We start from the raw sequence: 13,000 nt of genomic DNA, 5'->3' as shown, positions 1-13,000 counted from the left end.
GATGACGGCGGCCCCCGGCCAACCGGCGCGTTCGGTCCTCGCCTGCGGTGAGGTGCGCACCTGTCTGCTGCCGTCCGTCCAGGCCCTGGACGCCCGGGCCGCCGCCCAGCTGCTCAGGCTGCGCGCCGACGAACACGTCCGGGTCTCCGAACGGCCCAGCATGTACGTCCTTTCCCCCGAGATCCTCACCGGGGTGGACTGCCGACTGCCCGCCTCCAACGGCACGAAGGTCAGGGGCGTCGGTACGGTGGCGGCGCGCGCCGTCCTGACCGAGGGCCGGCTGCTCCAGTCGACGGCGTACTTCAGCCTTCCCGCGGCGGGCCCGGACATCCGACGCCCCTGGGGCCAGTACCTCGTCCGTCCCGGCCTGGTGGAACCCTTCGGCAAGCTGCCCCAACAGGCCACTGCCGAGGGCGTGTTGAGAGGAGCAGGGCGAGGCGAACTCGACCTCGGCATGATCTCCGAGGGCCTGCTGGCCCAGCTCCGGCGCCATGCGCTGCTCGACCGCAGGGTGCCGTTCAAGTCGAGCCCGACGCGCCTGCGTTGGGTGGCACGCCGGGTGCCGGCGGGGGAGCGGGCGTCGCTCGCGAACTTCACAGTGGCCGAGGGCGGACTGCGGACCATGGAGCTACGCCTGCCGGAGGACGTGGCGGCCGCCTCGGCAGCGGGCCTGTGCGAGGATCTCGCCCTGCACGACTGGCTTTTGACGACCGTTCAGCACATGCTGGACAACAGCCGGATCGGAGCCATAGACGGACCCTCGGTGGTCGAGGCGTTCCATCCGGTCGTGGTCCATCTGCTGCATCTGTGGATGCCGCGCGCACACGTGGACCCGGCGCTGTCCCACCTGTGGGACGTGTTGGAGGACAAACCCGGGTTCTCCCGCCAGTGGGAGAACCTGAGCCGGCGTATCAGAGACCGACTGGCCCTCCAGGCCGTGGCGATGCCGCAGCAGGCGCTCAGCACGAGTTGAGGGACGGGGCCCGAACCAGTTACCCGACGGGGGATGAGAAATGAGCGGAGCGTCATCGTTAGGAGCAGGTGGCAACGGGCAAGGGGCACCGGGTCAGGAGCCGCGCATGCCCAAGATGTTCTGGCGGATCGTGATCACCGCCGGCGCGGCGGGCGGCGCCTTCTTGCTGACCAGCATCCTTGACCAGGACGACGGCAACATCTGGCAGTGGGTCGCGTCCATCGTCATCGGCAGCGCGGCACTGATCGTGCAGTTCCTGATCGACTTCGGCGAGCGGTTCGAGAAGGTCGACACGCGCTTCAACGAGATCCTCGCCGCGACGACGCTGTTCAGCCAGGTCGACGGTTCGGTGCTGCGCTCCGACGAGGTGACCCGGCTGGTCCTCGGCTACACCAAGGTCCGGGAGCAGGGCGGCGACATCGTGCAGGCCTTCGCCGAGAAGGAGCTGGGCCGCCTGGCCAAGATGATGGAGGGCCTCGGCAGCGGCAGCGCGGACTGCCCCGGCGAGAACCACGAGTGGCTGATCGACATCACCGACTGCGTCAAGATGACCCTCGATGCCACGAGTACGTCGGTGGACCGGGAGTTCTGGAGCAGCGGGCCCGCCGACCGGTACCTCGCCGCACAGGAGAAGGCGATCAAGCGGCGGGGCGTGGAGATCCGGCGCCTGTTCATCGTGCGCACCGAGGACGAGGCCACGCCGGAACTCAGAGCGCTGTGCGACAACCAGCGCAGGCGGGGTATCGACGCGCGTATCGCGGTGCGGTCGCTGATGGAGTCCAACCCCAGGGTGAGCGACTTCATCGTCTTCGACGGCGAACTCTGCCACGAGATCAAGCCGGACCAGGAGAACAACCCGGACAGCACGTTGCTGACCGCCGAGCCGGACCATGTCGACGACCACGTCACCCTGTTCGCCGAGCTGTGGGCGGAGGCGGAGCGTCAGCAGACGGCCTCACACAGGGCTCCCCGGGTCACCGCAGAGACGTGACGAACCTGTCCCAGGCGGGGGCGGGGATGAGGAGTACGGGGCTGTCCGAGGCGAGTTTGGAGTCTCGGACGGGCACGGTGGCGGGGACTCCGTCGGCTACCTCGATGCAGTCGCCGCCTTGTCCGTTGCTGTAGCTGCTCTTGCGCCAGCGGGCGTTGCTCAGGTCGTACTCGCGCATCGTCTGAAGTCCTCAGCCGCCGATTCGATCAGGGCCAGGGACGCCGACGGCGACAGTGCGGTGCCCCTGAGCAGATCGTATGTGCGCTGCGTGCGCTTCACCATGGCCGGATCGTCGATGAGCGTCCCCGAATACTCCGTCTCTGTATAGGCGACCGGCGGCGCGTCCTCGAAGTCCATGAGCTTCAGGGATCCGCCCATCGACGCGTGCGCCCCAGCCGCGTACGGGAGCACCGTCACCCAGACGTCGCGCTCGCGCCCGAGCCTGGCGATTCGCTCCAACTGCTCGGCCATGGCCGGCGGGCCGCCCACCGGGGTGCGCAGCACGTTCTCGTGCATGATCACCCAATACTCGGGCCTTGTAGCGTCCTTGAGGATGTGCTGGCGCTCCAGGCGGGCCGCAACCGTCTCCTCGACGTACTCGTCGGTGACGAACGGGTTGGCCGCGAGCGTGACCGCCTCGGCGTACGCCGATGTCTGCAACAGGCCAGGCACCACTGTGGGCGCGAACTCGCAGATCTTCGTGGCAAGCCGCTCCAGCTCCACCACCTCTGCGAAGTAATCCGCGTACCGCTGGTCATTGATGAGCCGGCGCCACATCCGCTCGAAAATACCGTCGGTTTGTAGCGCCTCGTCAATCCTCTGCGCCACGTCCAATTGGGGTTTCCGGATCGCCTGTTCGAACTGGCCGATGTATCCGCCGGAGACAAATACCCGAGCCCCCAGTTCCACCTGAATGAGCCCCGCATCCTCCCTCCGCCGCTTCAGTTCCGCGCCGAAGAACTCCCACGCCGCCTGACGTGAAGCATTGGCCATGGCCAACCCCCTTGCACTTCCCCGCACTTGTAGGGCACAGACTCCTGCCGAGTGTAGGCGTCGCAGGTCAGGATGGAGATGAAATGAGTGAAACCCAAATAGAGGGGGAGTGACGTGACGGCACGACACTCGGCGCACTGCGTCGAAGAAGCGGAGGAAGCAGTGAAGGAATTGCGGGCGGTGCTGCAGAAGGCAGGAATTACGCTCCCGACACTCCGGATCGACCCGGCGAGTCTTGCGCGTGAAGCCCCTTGCCCGCTCGTCGAATTGGGCCGGTGTTCGGTCGAGACCGCGCAGCGCCTCGCGGCGGTACTGCGATGAAGCCACCCATCGGGTCGTACGTGGTCGACACACGCAACGGAAGAATCGGCATCGTCATGGGACACGAGGGACCGTACGTCCAACTCAGACCGTACGGCGGCGGCAAGGAGTGGGACGCCGAGCCCGGGGTCGTGCGTACGGCCAGCCCCGCCGAGCGGCTGCGCGCGGCGACCGCGTACGCGAACGCGCGAAGTCGGGGTGAGGTTCCTTGACCCAGGACCCCCTGGCCGGGGCGGTCCCGTATGGTGCGGCGGCATGGGTTTCTGGAGATGGAGGAGACGAGGGCCGAAGGCCACCCGCCGCTACCCCGTGCCGCTCACCACGCACCAGCTGTGGATGGTGTCGCTGAGCGCGCCGGTGAGCAGGGACCGGAGTGCCTCACGGACCACGTTGTACCCGTTCACGCGGATCGACGACGACGGGGCCCGGCGCTGGCTGGCCGAGCAGTGGGAGATCACCTCGCGTGCGCAGCTGGTCGGCCGGCTCGACGAGCTGTCGCGCAGCGGGTACCGGGCGCGGGCGTACCGGGTCACCGGCGTCTCGCCGCTCGCCTGGGACGCCGCGCTGTACGTCGACATCGCCCGCCGTGGCTTCGCGTGCGGGCTGATCGACGAGGCCGACGCCTGGACCGCACTGAAGAACATCGTGCCGGCGGTAGTGGGGACGTACGCCTCCTGGGAGGAGTACGCCGCTCACTACCTGCTCGGCCGGCAGGTGTGGCGGGACGGGCTGCGGGGGACGGCCGACGCCGGTTTCCCGGCGCCGCAGGCGACCGCCGACGCGCACCTGCGGGCGCTGCTGGACCGGGAGAATCGTTCCAGCCCGTGGAACCTGGCCCCCTGGAACACCATCAGCCACCCCGACCGCACCCGCTGACTCCGGGCGTACGCGAGAATGAACCCATGAGTCTGTTCCGCGACGACGGCATCGTCCTGCGCACCCAGAAGCTGGGCGAAGCGGACCGGATCATCACGCTGCTCACGCGCGGGCACGGGCGCGTGCGGGCCGTGGCCCGTGGGGTGCGGCGGACCAAGTCGAAGTTCGGGGCGCGGCTCGAACCCTTCTCCCACGTCGACGTGCAGTTCTTCGCGCGGGGGAGCGAGCTGATCGGGCGCGGGCTTCCGTTGTGCACGCAGAGCGAGACCATCGCTCCGTACGGCGGCGGGATCGTCAGCGACTACGCCCGCTACACCGCCGGGACGGCCATGCTGGAGACGGCCGAGCGGTTCACCGATCATGAGGGCGAGCCGGCGGTGCAGCAGTATCTGCTGCTGGTCGGCGCCCTGCGCACCCTCTCCCGCGGTGAGCACGCGCCGCATCTCGTGCTCGACGCGTTCCTGCTGCGCTCCCTCGCCGTCAACGGTTACGCCCCGACCTTCAGCGACTGTGCGAAGTGCGGGATGCCCGGACCGAACCGCTTCTTCTCGGTGGCCTCCGGGGGCTCGGTCTGCGTGGACTGCCGGGTGCCCGGTAGCGTCGTACCGTCGCCGCAGACCCTCGAACTGCTCGGCGCGCTGCTCACGGGAGACTGGGAGACGGCCGACGCGTGCGAGGCGCGGCATGTCCGGGAGGGCAGCGGGCTGGTGTCCGCCTATCTGCACTGGCATCTGGAGCGCGGGCTGCGCTCGCTTCGGTACGTGGAAAAGTAAGCGGTAAGAGGAGACGAGAAGCACATGGCCGTGAGTGGGTTCCTGGGGCGTCGGCGGCGCGAGTACAGGGCGCCGGAGCCGCACCCGTCCGGTGCCCGCGCGCCGAAGCTTCCCGGTGAGCTGATCCCGAAGCATGTGGCGATCGTCATGGACGGGAACGGGCGCTGGGCCAAGGAGCGGGGGCTGCCGCGTACCGAGGGGCACAAGGTCGGTGCCGAGCGGGTGCTGGACGTGCTCCAGGGCGCGATCGAGATGGGTGTGGGCGCGATCTCGCTGTACGCCTTCTCCACCGAGAACTGGAAGCGGTCGCCGGACGAGGTGCGCTTCCTGATGAACTTCAACCGTGACTTCATCCGCAAGACCCGGGATCAGCTGGACGAGCTGGGGGTTCGGGTGCGGTGGGTCGGGCGGATGCCGAAGCTGTGGAAGTCGGTCGCCAAGGAGCTGGAGATCTCCCAGGAGCAGACCAAGGGCAACGACAAGCTGACGCTGTACTTCTGCATGAACTACGGCGGCCGGGCCGAGATCGCGGACGCGGCGCAGGCGCTCGCGGAGGATGTGCGGGCCGGGCGGCTGGACCCGTCCAAGGTCAACGAGAAGACCTTCGCGAAGTACCTCTACTACCCCGACATGCCGGACGTGGACCTGTTCCTGCGGCCGAGCGGCGAGCAGCGCACGTCCAACTATCTGCTGTGGCAGAGCGCGTACGCCGAGATGGTCTTCCAGGACGTGCTCTGGCCGGACTTCGACCGCCGTGACCTGTGGCGTGCGTGCGTCGAGTTCGCCTCGCGTGACCGGCGGTTCGGTGGGGCCATTCCGAACGAGGAACTGCTGGCCATGGAGGGTAGGCAGGAGTAGGGCCCCGGGCCCGCTGTCGGATCCTGCGGCTACGATCACGGCTCGTCACCGAAGGACCGAGGAGGGGTCGTGATCGAGGAGCAGACCGTTGAGCCGCGGGAGGACCAGGTCGTGCTGGAGTACGAGCACCAGCACGCCGACCTGGTGGACGGCATCAGGACCCTCGTGCGCACGCGAGGGGTGGCCGCTCTTGTCTACCGACCGGCCTTTCTCGCCGTCTTCGGACTTCTGGGCCTGGCCCTGCTGGTCCTGGACGCGAGCCACCCTGGGGACTTCCTCGTGCCCGCGCTGATGTTCCTGGGGTGCGCGGTGCTCCTGTACTTCGCGCCGCACTTGACCGCCCGTACGACGCTGAAGGCGCAGCAGCACCAGGGCCTGGTCCGCGTGACGGTGGACGCCGAGGGAATACGGGCCACCGGCGCTCACGCCGATGTGAACCAGAGCTGGGGGAACTTCGGCAGCTACGCCGAGTCCGATCGCGTCTTCGTCCTGCGCAGCCCCGACCGGGGAGGACGGTGCGCGATGGTGCTCGTCAAGCGCGGGGCGGCCCAACCGGCCGACATCGACCGGCTGCGCGCGACGCTCGACCACCACCTGCGCCGCGTGTGACATCCGGGCTGAATTACAGGGATGCCCCCCCCGGAACCCCCACTCACCCGCACAGGATCCGGCTCAACCGGCGGAGCACTCCGCACACGTGCCGAAGATTTCCACCGTGTGGGCCACGTTCACGAAGCCGTGCTCCGCCGCGATCGCGTCCGCCCACTTCTCCACCGCCGGCCCCTCCACCTCGACCGCCTTGCCACAGACGCGGCAGACGAGATGGTGGTGGTGCTCGCCGGTCGAGCACCGCCGGTAGACGGACTCGCCGTCGGCGGTGCGCAGGACGTCGACCTCACCGGCGTCGGCGAGGGACTGCAGGGTGCGGTAGACCGTGGTGAGCCCGACCGAGTCGCCCTTGTGCTTGAGCATGTCGTGGAGATCCTGCGCACTGCGGAACTCGTCGACCTCGTCAAGGGCCGCCGCCACGGCGGCCCGCTGCCGGGTCGCGCGGCCCTTCACGGGCGGTCCAGCGACTGTCACCGGTTGCCTCCTCACGTCTGCACTTGCCGGGCCATTGTGCCAGCCCGGACTGTCAGCGGTCAGACGCCGACCTTGCCCGCGGCCTCCCGGCTGGCCGGAATCGCACACTCCGCCGGGTCGCCGGAGGGCTGTGCGGCGGCCAGGGCCCGGGCCCTGCGCCGGGCCAGCGGGGCCGCCAGCGCGGTCAGCGCGATGAACGCGCCGATGGTCAGCAGGACGATCGTCGCGCCGGGCGGGACGTCCTGGTAGTACGAGGTCACCGTGCCGCCGATCGTCACCGTGATGCCGATCGCCACCGCGATGGCGAACGTCGCCGCGAAACTGCGCGTCAGCTGCTGGGCCGCCGCCACCGGCACCACCATCAGCGCGCTCACCAGGAGCAGGCCGACCACGCGCATCGCGACCGTGACCGTCACCGCCGCCGTGATCGCCGTCAGCAGGTTCAGGGCGCGGACCGGGAGGCCCGTGACCCTCGCGAACTCCTCGTCCTGGCTCACCGCGAACAACTGGCGGCGCAGGCCGAGAGTGACCAGGACCACGAAAGCCGCCAGCAGGACGATCGCCGTGACGTCCGACTCGCTGACCGTGGAGAGGGAGCCGAAGAGGTACGACGTCAGGTTGGCGTTCGAGCCGTTCGGCGCGAGGTTGATCAGCATCACGCCGCCGGCCATGCCGCCGTAGAAGAGCATCGCGAGCGCGAGGTCGCCGCGCATCTTGCCGTACCAGCGGATCAGTTCCATGGCGATCGCGCCGAGGACCGACACCAGGGTCGCCATCCACACCGGGGACCAGGAGAGGAGGAAGCCGAGGCCCACGCCGGTCATCGCGACGTGGCCGATGCCGTCGCCCATCAGGGCCTGGCGGCGCTGGACCAGGTAGATGCCCACGGCGGGGGCCGTGATGCCGACCAGCACCGCGGCGAGCAGCGCCCGCTGCATGAAGTCGTAGTTCAGGAAGTCCATCAGCTCAGCAGCCCCGTCCGGATCGGTTCGGCGTCGTGAGCCGCGTGCGGGTGTACGTGGTCGTGGCCGGGCAGCGCGTGCTGGCCCACGGCCTTCGGGGGCGGGCCGTCGTGCAGCACGCAGCCGTCGCGCAGGACGACCGCCCGGTCGATCAAGGGCTCCAGCGGGCCGAGCTCGTGGAGCACCAGCAGGACCGTCGCGCCGGCCGCGACCTGCTCCCGCAGCGTCTGCGCGAGCACCTCCTGGCTGGCCAGGTCCACGCCCGCCATCGGCTCGTCCATGATCAGCAGCTCGGGCTGGGAGGCGAGCGCGCGGGCGATCAGTACGCGCTGGTGCTGGCCGCCGGACAGGGCGCTCACCGAGTCCTTCACGCGGTCCGCCATGCCGACCAGCTCCAGGGCGTGCCGTACGGCCGCGTGGTCGGCCTTGCGGAAGACGCCGAAGCGGGTGCGGGACAGGCGGCCCGAGGAGACGACCTCACCGACGGTGGCGGGCACCCCGCCCGCGGCCGTCGTGCGCTGCGGGACGTAGCCCACGCGCGCCCAGTCGCGGAACCGGCGCCGGACCGTGCCGAACAGCTCGATCTCGCCGGCGCTGACCGGCACCTGGCCGATGACGCTGCGCACGGCGGTCGACTTGCCCGAGCCGTTGGCGCCGAGCAGCGCGACGACCTCACCGCGGTCCACGGTGAGGTCGATGCCGCGCAGGACGGGGCGCGAGCCCAGCTCGGCGCGGACGCCGCGCAGCGATATCACGGGCTCGGTCATGCCGTCCTCCGTACGTTGGTCACTTGGCTCCCAGGGCCGTCTTCAGGGCCGTGAGGTTGGCCTGCATGACCTCGAAGTAGTCGTCGCCCTTGGACTTGCCGGTGATGCCCTCGAGCGGGTCGAGGACGTCCGTCTTGAGGCCCGCGTCGTCGGCGAGGGTCTTCGCGGTCTTGTCGGACACCAGTGTCTCGTAGAAGACGGTGGTGACGCCGTCGGCCTTGGCCTCCTGCTGGAGCTCCTTGATCCGGGCCGGGCTGGGCTCGCTCTCCGGGTCGAGGCCGGAGATGGCCTCCTGGGTCAGGCCGTAGCGCTCGGCGAGGTAGGTGAAGGCGGCGTGGTTGGTGAAGAAGACCTTGCTCTTGGTGTTCTTCAGGCCGTCCGCGAACTCGGTGTCGAGCCCGTCGAGCTTCTTGACCAGGGCCTCGGTGTTCTTCTTGTAGTCGGCCGCGTGGTCAGGGTCGGCCTTCTCGAAGGCCGCGCCGACCCCCTTGGCGACCTCGGCGTACTTCACCGGGTCGAGCCAGATGTGCGGGTCGCGGGCGTGCTCCTCCTCCTCGGAGTGCGCCTCCTCGCCCTCGTGCCCGTGGCTGTCCTCGACCTCGCCGTGGTCCTCCAGCTTGGTCAGCGTGGCGGCGTCGATCTTGGTCTTGACGCCGGACTGGCCGATGGCCTCGTCGACCGACGGCTGGAGACCCTTGAGGTAGAGCGCCGCGTCGGAGTCCTCAAGCTGCGCCCGCTGCTGGGCGCTGATCTCCAGGTCGTGCGGCTCCTGGCCGGGTTCGGTCAGACTGGAGACCTTCACGTGGTCGCCGCCGATCTGCTCGGCGAGGAAGGCCATGGGGTAGAACGACGCGACGACGTCGAACTTGTCCGTGTTGCCCGCGGCCGCGCTGTCGGAGGAGCAGGCGGAGAGGGTGCCGGCGCCGAGAGCGGTGACGGCCGCCAGGGCGAGGCCGGATATGTGATGTCGTCGTACGTTCATGACAGTCATTTTCAGCAAAATTGGAAACGATTGTCAACAAGCGTGATGAGCGGCCCACAGAGGGCAACCGATTTGGTTGAGGGGGATCCCCCGCCGGTACCCTGAAGCATTCGCTGTGAAGCGCCTCGCTTCGTCGCCCGTCGTCGTAATGAAGAGAGCACCGTGGCCGCCGACAAGATCGACACCATCGTCAGCCTGAGCAAGCGCCGTGGCTTCGTATTCCCCTGCAGTGAGATCTACGGCGGCCAGCGCGCCGCCTGGGACTACGGGCCGCTGGGTGTCGAGCTCAAGGAGAACCTGAAGCGCCAGTGGTGGCGCTACATGGTGACGTCGCGCGAGGACGTGGTCGGTATCGACTCGTCCGTCATCCTGGCCCCCGAGGTCTGGGTCGCCTCCGGTCACGTCGCCACCTTCACGGACCCGCTCACCGAGTGCACCTCCTGCCACAAGCGCTTCCGCGCCGACCACCTGGAGGAGGCGTACGAGGCGAAGAAGGGCCACCTCCCGGAGAACGGCCTCGCCGACGTCAACTGCCCCAACTGCGGCAACAAGGGCCAGTTCACCGAGCCGAAGCAGTTCTCGGGGCTCCTCTCCACGCACCTGGGCCCGACGCAGGACAGCGGCTCCATCGCTTACCTCCGCCCCGAGACCGCCCAGGGCATCTTCACCAACTTCGCACAGGTGCAGACCACTTCGCGCCGCAAGCCGCCGTTCGGCATCGCGCAGATGGGCAAGTCCTTCCGCAACGAGATCACGCCCGGCAACTTCATCTTCCGCACCCGCGAGTTCGAGCAGATGGAGATGGAGTTCTTCGTCAAGCCGGGCGAGGACGAGAAGTGGCAGGAGTACTGGATGGAGCAGCGCTGGAACTGGTACACCGGCCTGGGCCTGCGCGAGGAGAACATGCGGTGGTACGAGCACCCGAAGGAGAAGCTCTCCCACTACTCCAAGCGCACCGCTGACATCGAGTACCGCTTCCAGTTCGGCGGCAACGAGTGGGGCGAGCTGGAGGGTGTCGCCAACCGCACCGACTACGACCTCGGCGCGCACTCCAAGGCCTCCGGCCAGGACCTCTCCTACTTCGACCAGGAGGCCGGCGAGCGCTGGACGCCGTACGTCATCGAGCCCGCGGCCGGTGTCGGCCGCGCGATGCTCGCCTTCCTGCTCGACGCCTACGTCGAGGACGAGGCGCCGAACGCCAAGGGCAAGATGGAGAAGCGGACCGTTCTGCGCCTCGACCACCGCCTGGCGCCGGTGAAGGTCGCGGTGCTCCCGCTGTCCCGTAACCCCGAGCTCTCCCCGAAGGCCAAGGGCCTCGCGCAGGCGCTCCGCCAGAACTGGAACATCGAGTTCGACGACGCGGGTGCGATCGGCCGCCGCTACCGCCGCCAGGACGAGATCGGTACGCCGTTCTGCGTCACGGTCGACTTCGACACGCTGGACGACAACGCGGTGACGGTGCGTGAGCGGGACTCGATGAAGCAGGAGCGGATTTCGCTGGACCAGATCGAGGGGTACCTGGCCAGCCGGCTGATCGGCGCCTAGCCAAGGCCTGTTCGTGAGCTGAAGCTGACGGGGGACGTCGCGTCTCCCGTCAGCTTTTTGCGTGGCGGGCGGGGCATCGTCCGGGAAAGATCGCGTGCATGGCCTCAACGGTGAAGAACGTAGCGATCGACTGTGCGAACGCCTACCAACTGGCGCGGTTCTGGGCGCAGGTGACCGGGCACCCGGTCGACGCCGAGGACGCGCCCGGCGACGAGGAGACCGCGGTCACGCTGCCCGGTGGGCCGGTCCTGTACTTCAACCAGGTTCCGGAGCCCAAGTCGGCCAAGAACAGGCTCCATCTGTGCCTGAGCCCCGACACCACGCGGGACGAGGAGGTCCAGCGGTTGCTGGGGCTCGGCGCCTCGGTGGTCGATGATCGCCGTAAACCCGACGGCTGGGGCTGGGTCGTTCTCGCCGATCCGGAAGGCAACGAGTTCTGCGTGCTGCTGGCCGAGTCCGAGCGGGACGCGCTGTCCGCGTCCGTCTGACCGGAGCGCTCGCACGTCATTGGCCCCGGATACAGGCGCCGCTTTGGCCCTGTATCAGGGACCGCCGCGCGCCCAGGCTGGGGCGCATGAGTATCGCCTTCCTCCTGACCACCCTCGTTGTCGTCGCCACTCCCGGTACCGGCGTCGTCTACACCCTCGCCGCCGGACTCTCCCGCGGCCGGCGGGCGAGTGTCGTCGCGGCCCTCGGCTGCACGCTCGGGATCGTTCCGCACATGCTGGCCACCGTCACCGGAGTCGCCGCCGTGCTGCACGCGAGCGCCACGGCCTTCCAGATCCTCAAGTACGCCGGTGTCGCCTACCTCCTGTACATGGCCTGGGCCACGCTCAAGGACAAGGAGGCGCTCGGCGTGGACGAGGACGAGGGGGCCGCGCCGGTCTCGGCCGGGCGTGTGGTCGTGCGGGGCGTTCTGATCAACGTTCTCAACCCGAAGCTGACGATCTTCTTCTTCGCGTTCCTGCCCCAGTTCGTGAACCCCGGCGAGGCGAACGCCCTGCCGCGCATGCTCGCGCTCGGCGGCGTGTTCATGCTGGTGACGTTCGTGGTCTTCGCGGCGTACGGCATCCTCGCGGCATCCGTCCGCAGCCATGTCACCTCCCGGCCCCGGGTGATGACCTGGCTGCGGCGGGGCTTCGCCGGGTCGTTCGTGGCGCTGGGGGCGAAGCTGGCGGTGACGGCCCGCTAGGACCGGGTGCGCAGGCCGTGTCCGTCTCGTCCTCACCGGTGATCGCTGACGCCCTCGATGATGAGGGAGACGCCGATGCCCAGCATCCAGACGTCCTTGGCCACCACGACTCCCTGCTCAGTGGGGCGCAGGCTGCCCTCCTCGCGCATGCCCGGCGCGCGCAGGTACAGCCCGAGCGTGCCGACGGAGAACGCGGTCAGGGCGGCTCCGGCAACAGCGGCAGGGACCACCGGCAGGAGCAACGCGGCGGCGACGGCGGCCTCCCCGGCGGAGAGCAACCGGACGAACCGCTGGGCGTCGAGCTTGCCCAAGAAGGGATAGGTGGTGGTGGCGAACTGATGCAGTCCCTCAGCGGTGGCCTGGTCCGCGCCGCGTTTCGACAGCGCGGAGTTGAGGAAGAACGTGCCGACGCAGAGCCTGACCGGCAACTGCCGCGCTGCGGACCGCCAGATGGAATCGGATGTCATGCCGAGCCTCCCGAAGTGGGCGGACACAGATCAAGGAGATGCGGCACCACTGCTCAGCGCCTCGCGCAGCACCGCGACGGCCTGGGCGACGGCCGCACGGGTGGCGTGGGTGTCGCTGAGTGGGTTGAGCATCATGAAGTCGTGGGTGATGCCGTGTGGGGTTCGGGCAGGGGCACGTGGCTGGGAGAGTCGCGACGGCTCGTGAACGGCCCGGCGA

Annotated in this window: 17 protein-coding genes; 10 read left to right on the top strand and 7 right to left on the bottom strand. The window is 69.0% G+C overall.

Translation table 11 applies throughout. The features are described 5' to 3' along the window. Position 1: 1 nt before the first annotated feature. Positions 2 to 973, top strand: a complete 972-nt coding sequence (locus ACZ4UU_RS12890) for an SCO2521 family protein (RefSeq protein ID WP_468039289.1) — start codon at positions 2 to 4, stop codon at positions 971 to 973. A gap of 106 nt (positions 974 to 1,079) precedes the next feature. Then, positions 1,080 to 1,964: a DUF6879 family protein gene (locus ACZ4UU_RS12885; protein WP_468039287.1), complete on the top strand. Its 885-nt coding sequence runs from the start codon at positions 1,080 to 1,082 to the stop codon at positions 1,962 to 1,964. Here ACZ4UU_RS12885 and ACZ4UU_RS12880 read toward each other — a convergent pair. Next, entirely contained in the window at positions 1,948 to 2,142 is a 195-nt protein-coding gene (locus tag ACZ4UU_RS12880) for a DUF397 domain-containing protein (RefSeq protein ID WP_468039285.1), read from the bottom strand. The genes ACZ4UU_RS12885 and ACZ4UU_RS12880 overlap by 17 nt on opposite strands. Continuing rightward, on the bottom strand, positions 2,124 to 2,957 hold the full coding sequence (locus tag ACZ4UU_RS12875) for a helix-turn-helix domain-containing protein (RefSeq protein ID WP_468039283.1): 834 nt from the start codon (positions 2,955 to 2,957) through the stop codon (positions 2,124 to 2,126). The genes ACZ4UU_RS12880 and ACZ4UU_RS12875 overlap by 19 nt, the downstream gene beginning before the upstream one ends. 317 nt (positions 2,958 to 3,274) lie before the next feature. Between ACZ4UU_RS12875 and ACZ4UU_RS12870 the strand changes: the two genes are divergently transcribed. The 5 genes from ACZ4UU_RS12870 (at position 3,275) to ACZ4UU_RS12850 (ending at position 6,394) form a co-directional block, all read left to right on the top strand. After that, positions 3,275 to 3,490, top strand: coding sequence for a hypothetical protein (locus ACZ4UU_RS12870; RefSeq protein WP_048586377.1), 216 nt, complete (start codon positions 3,275 to 3,277; stop codon positions 3,488 to 3,490). Between the two features lie 43 nt (positions 3,491 to 3,533). Then, positions 3,534 to 4,154: a DUF1266 domain-containing protein gene (locus ACZ4UU_RS12865; protein WP_468039281.1), complete on the top strand. Its 621-nt coding sequence runs from the start codon at positions 3,534 to 3,536 to the stop codon at positions 4,152 to 4,154. 26 nt (positions 4,155 to 4,180) lie between these two features. Continuing rightward, positions 4,181 to 4,927 carry a DNA repair protein RecO gene (gene recO, locus ACZ4UU_RS12860; protein ID WP_468039279.1) on the top strand — a complete coding sequence of 249 codons (747 nt, stop codon included), beginning with the start codon at positions 4,181 to 4,183 and terminating at the stop codon, positions 4,925 to 4,927. Between the two features lie 24 nt (positions 4,928 to 4,951). After that, complete coding sequence (locus tag ACZ4UU_RS12855; protein ID WP_468039277.1) at positions 4,952 to 5,785, top strand: isoprenyl transferase; 834 nt, start codon at positions 4,952 to 4,954, stop codon at positions 5,783 to 5,785. A 69-nt stretch (positions 5,786 to 5,854) separates the two neighbouring features. Beyond that, positions 5,855 to 6,394, top strand: coding sequence for a hypothetical protein (locus tag ACZ4UU_RS12850; protein ID WP_468039275.1), 540 nt, complete (start codon positions 5,855 to 5,857; stop codon positions 6,392 to 6,394). Positions 6,395 to 6,457: 63 nt separating this feature from the next. Here ACZ4UU_RS12850 and ACZ4UU_RS12845 read toward each other — a convergent pair whose 3' ends face one another. The 4 genes from ACZ4UU_RS12845 to ACZ4UU_RS12830 are packed head-to-tail and all read right to left on the bottom strand — an operon-like array spanning position 6,458 to position 9,579. Continuing rightward, positions 6,458 to 6,868 (bottom strand): Fur family transcriptional regulator, encoded by a 411-nt coding sequence (locus ACZ4UU_RS12845; RefSeq protein WP_468039273.1) that lies wholly within the window; start codon positions 6,866 to 6,868, stop codon positions 6,458 to 6,460. 59 nt (positions 6,869 to 6,927) lie between these two features. Further along, positions 6,928 to 7,830: a metal ABC transporter permease gene (locus ACZ4UU_RS12840; RefSeq protein ID WP_468039271.1), complete on the bottom strand. Its 903-nt coding sequence runs from the start codon at positions 7,828 to 7,830 to the stop codon at positions 6,928 to 6,930. Further along, entirely contained in the window at positions 7,830 to 8,597 is a 768-nt protein-coding gene (locus ACZ4UU_RS12835) for a metal ABC transporter ATP-binding protein (protein WP_468039269.1), read from the bottom strand. The genes ACZ4UU_RS12840 and ACZ4UU_RS12835 overlap by 1 nt, the downstream gene beginning before the upstream one ends. A 19-nt stretch (positions 8,598 to 8,616) precedes the next feature. Further along, the gene (locus tag ACZ4UU_RS12830) at positions 8,617 to 9,579 is read right to left on the bottom strand and encodes a metal ABC transporter substrate-binding protein (protein ID WP_468039267.1); all 963 of its coding nucleotides are present in this window, start codon (positions 9,577 to 9,579) and stop codon (positions 8,617 to 8,619) included. 162 nt (positions 9,580 to 9,741) lie between these two features. Here ACZ4UU_RS12830 and ACZ4UU_RS12825 point away from each other — a divergent pair, with 162 nt between their 5' ends. From ACZ4UU_RS12825 to ACZ4UU_RS12815, 3 genes are all read left to right on the top strand, one after another. Then, on the top strand, positions 9,742 to 11,124 hold the full coding sequence (locus ACZ4UU_RS12825; RefSeq protein ID WP_468039265.1) for a glycine--tRNA ligase: 1,383 nt from the start codon (positions 9,742 to 9,744) through the stop codon (positions 11,122 to 11,124). 98 nt (positions 11,125 to 11,222) lie between these two features. After that, positions 11,223 to 11,612: a VOC family protein gene (locus ACZ4UU_RS12820; RefSeq protein ID WP_468039263.1), complete on the top strand. Its 390-nt coding sequence runs from the start codon at positions 11,223 to 11,225 to the stop codon at positions 11,610 to 11,612. Between the two features lie 86 nt (positions 11,613 to 11,698). After that, the gene (locus ACZ4UU_RS12815) at positions 11,699 to 12,316 is read left to right on the top strand and encodes a LysE family translocator (RefSeq protein WP_468039261.1); all 618 of its coding nucleotides are present in this window, start codon (positions 11,699 to 11,701) and stop codon (positions 12,314 to 12,316) included. Between the two features lie 32 nt (positions 12,317 to 12,348). Here the strand turns inward: ACZ4UU_RS12815 and ACZ4UU_RS12810 are convergent, their stop codons facing one another. Next, positions 12,349 to 12,783 carry a hypothetical protein gene (locus ACZ4UU_RS12810; RefSeq protein ID WP_468039259.1) on the bottom strand — a complete coding sequence of 145 codons (435 nt, stop codon included), beginning with the start codon at positions 12,781 to 12,783 and terminating at the stop codon, positions 12,349 to 12,351. Positions 12,784 to 13,000: the final 217 nt, after the last annotated feature.

This window comes from Streptomyces sp. NPDC028907, from assembly GCF_055564995.1.
The sequence above is the reverse complement of the archived record's forward strand: the minus strand, read 5'-3'. Positions and strand labels throughout refer to the sequence as shown.

Coding starts and splice junctions, on each gene's coding strand:
- ACZ4UU_RS12840 (WP_468039271.1), bottom strand. CDS start 7,830: ATGGACTTCCTGAACTACGACTTCATGCAGCGGGCGCTGCTCGCCGCG.
- ACZ4UU_RS12885 (WP_468039287.1), top strand. CDS start 1,080: ATGCCCAAGATGTTCTGGCGGATCGTGATCACCGCCGGCGCGGCGGGC.
- ACZ4UU_RS12835 (WP_468039269.1), bottom strand. CDS start 8,597: ATGACCGAGCCCGTGATATCGCTGCGCGGCGTCCGCGCCGAGCTGGGC.
- ACZ4UU_RS12855 (WP_468039277.1), top strand. CDS start 4,952: ATGGCCGTGAGTGGGTTCCTGGGGCGTCGGCGGCGCGAGTACAGGGCG.
- ACZ4UU_RS12875 (WP_468039283.1), bottom strand. CDS start 2,957: ATGGCCAATGCTTCACGTCAGGCGGCGTGGGAGTTCTTCGGCGCGGAA.
- ACZ4UU_RS12890 (WP_468039289.1), top strand. CDS start 2: ATGACGGCGGCCCCCGGCCAACCGGCGCGTTCGGTCCTCGCCTGCGGT.
- ACZ4UU_RS12865 (WP_468039281.1), top strand. CDS start 3,534: ATGGGTTTCTGGAGATGGAGGAGACGAGGGCCGAAGGCCACCCGCCGC.
- ACZ4UU_RS12880 (WP_468039285.1), bottom strand. CDS start 2,142: ATGCGCGAGTACGACCTGAGCAACGCCCGCTGGCGCAAGAGCAGCTAC.
- ACZ4UU_RS12870 (WP_048586377.1), top strand. CDS start 3,275: ATGAAGCCACCCATCGGGTCGTACGTGGTCGACACACGCAACGGAAGA.
- ACZ4UU_RS12820 (WP_468039263.1), top strand. CDS start 11,223: ATGGCCTCAACGGTGAAGAACGTAGCGATCGACTGTGCGAACGCCTAC.
- ACZ4UU_RS12830 (WP_468039267.1), bottom strand. CDS start 9,579: ATGAACGTACGACGACATCACATATCCGGCCTCGCCCTGGCGGCCGTC.
- recO (WP_468039279.1), top strand. CDS start 4,181: ATGAGTCTGTTCCGCGACGACGGCATCGTCCTGCGCACCCAGAAGCTG.
- ACZ4UU_RS12810 (WP_468039259.1), bottom strand. CDS start 12,783: ATGACATCCGATTCCATCTGGCGGTCCGCAGCGCGGCAGTTGCCGGTC.
- ACZ4UU_RS12815 (WP_468039261.1), top strand. CDS start 11,699: ATGAGTATCGCCTTCCTCCTGACCACCCTCGTTGTCGTCGCCACTCCC.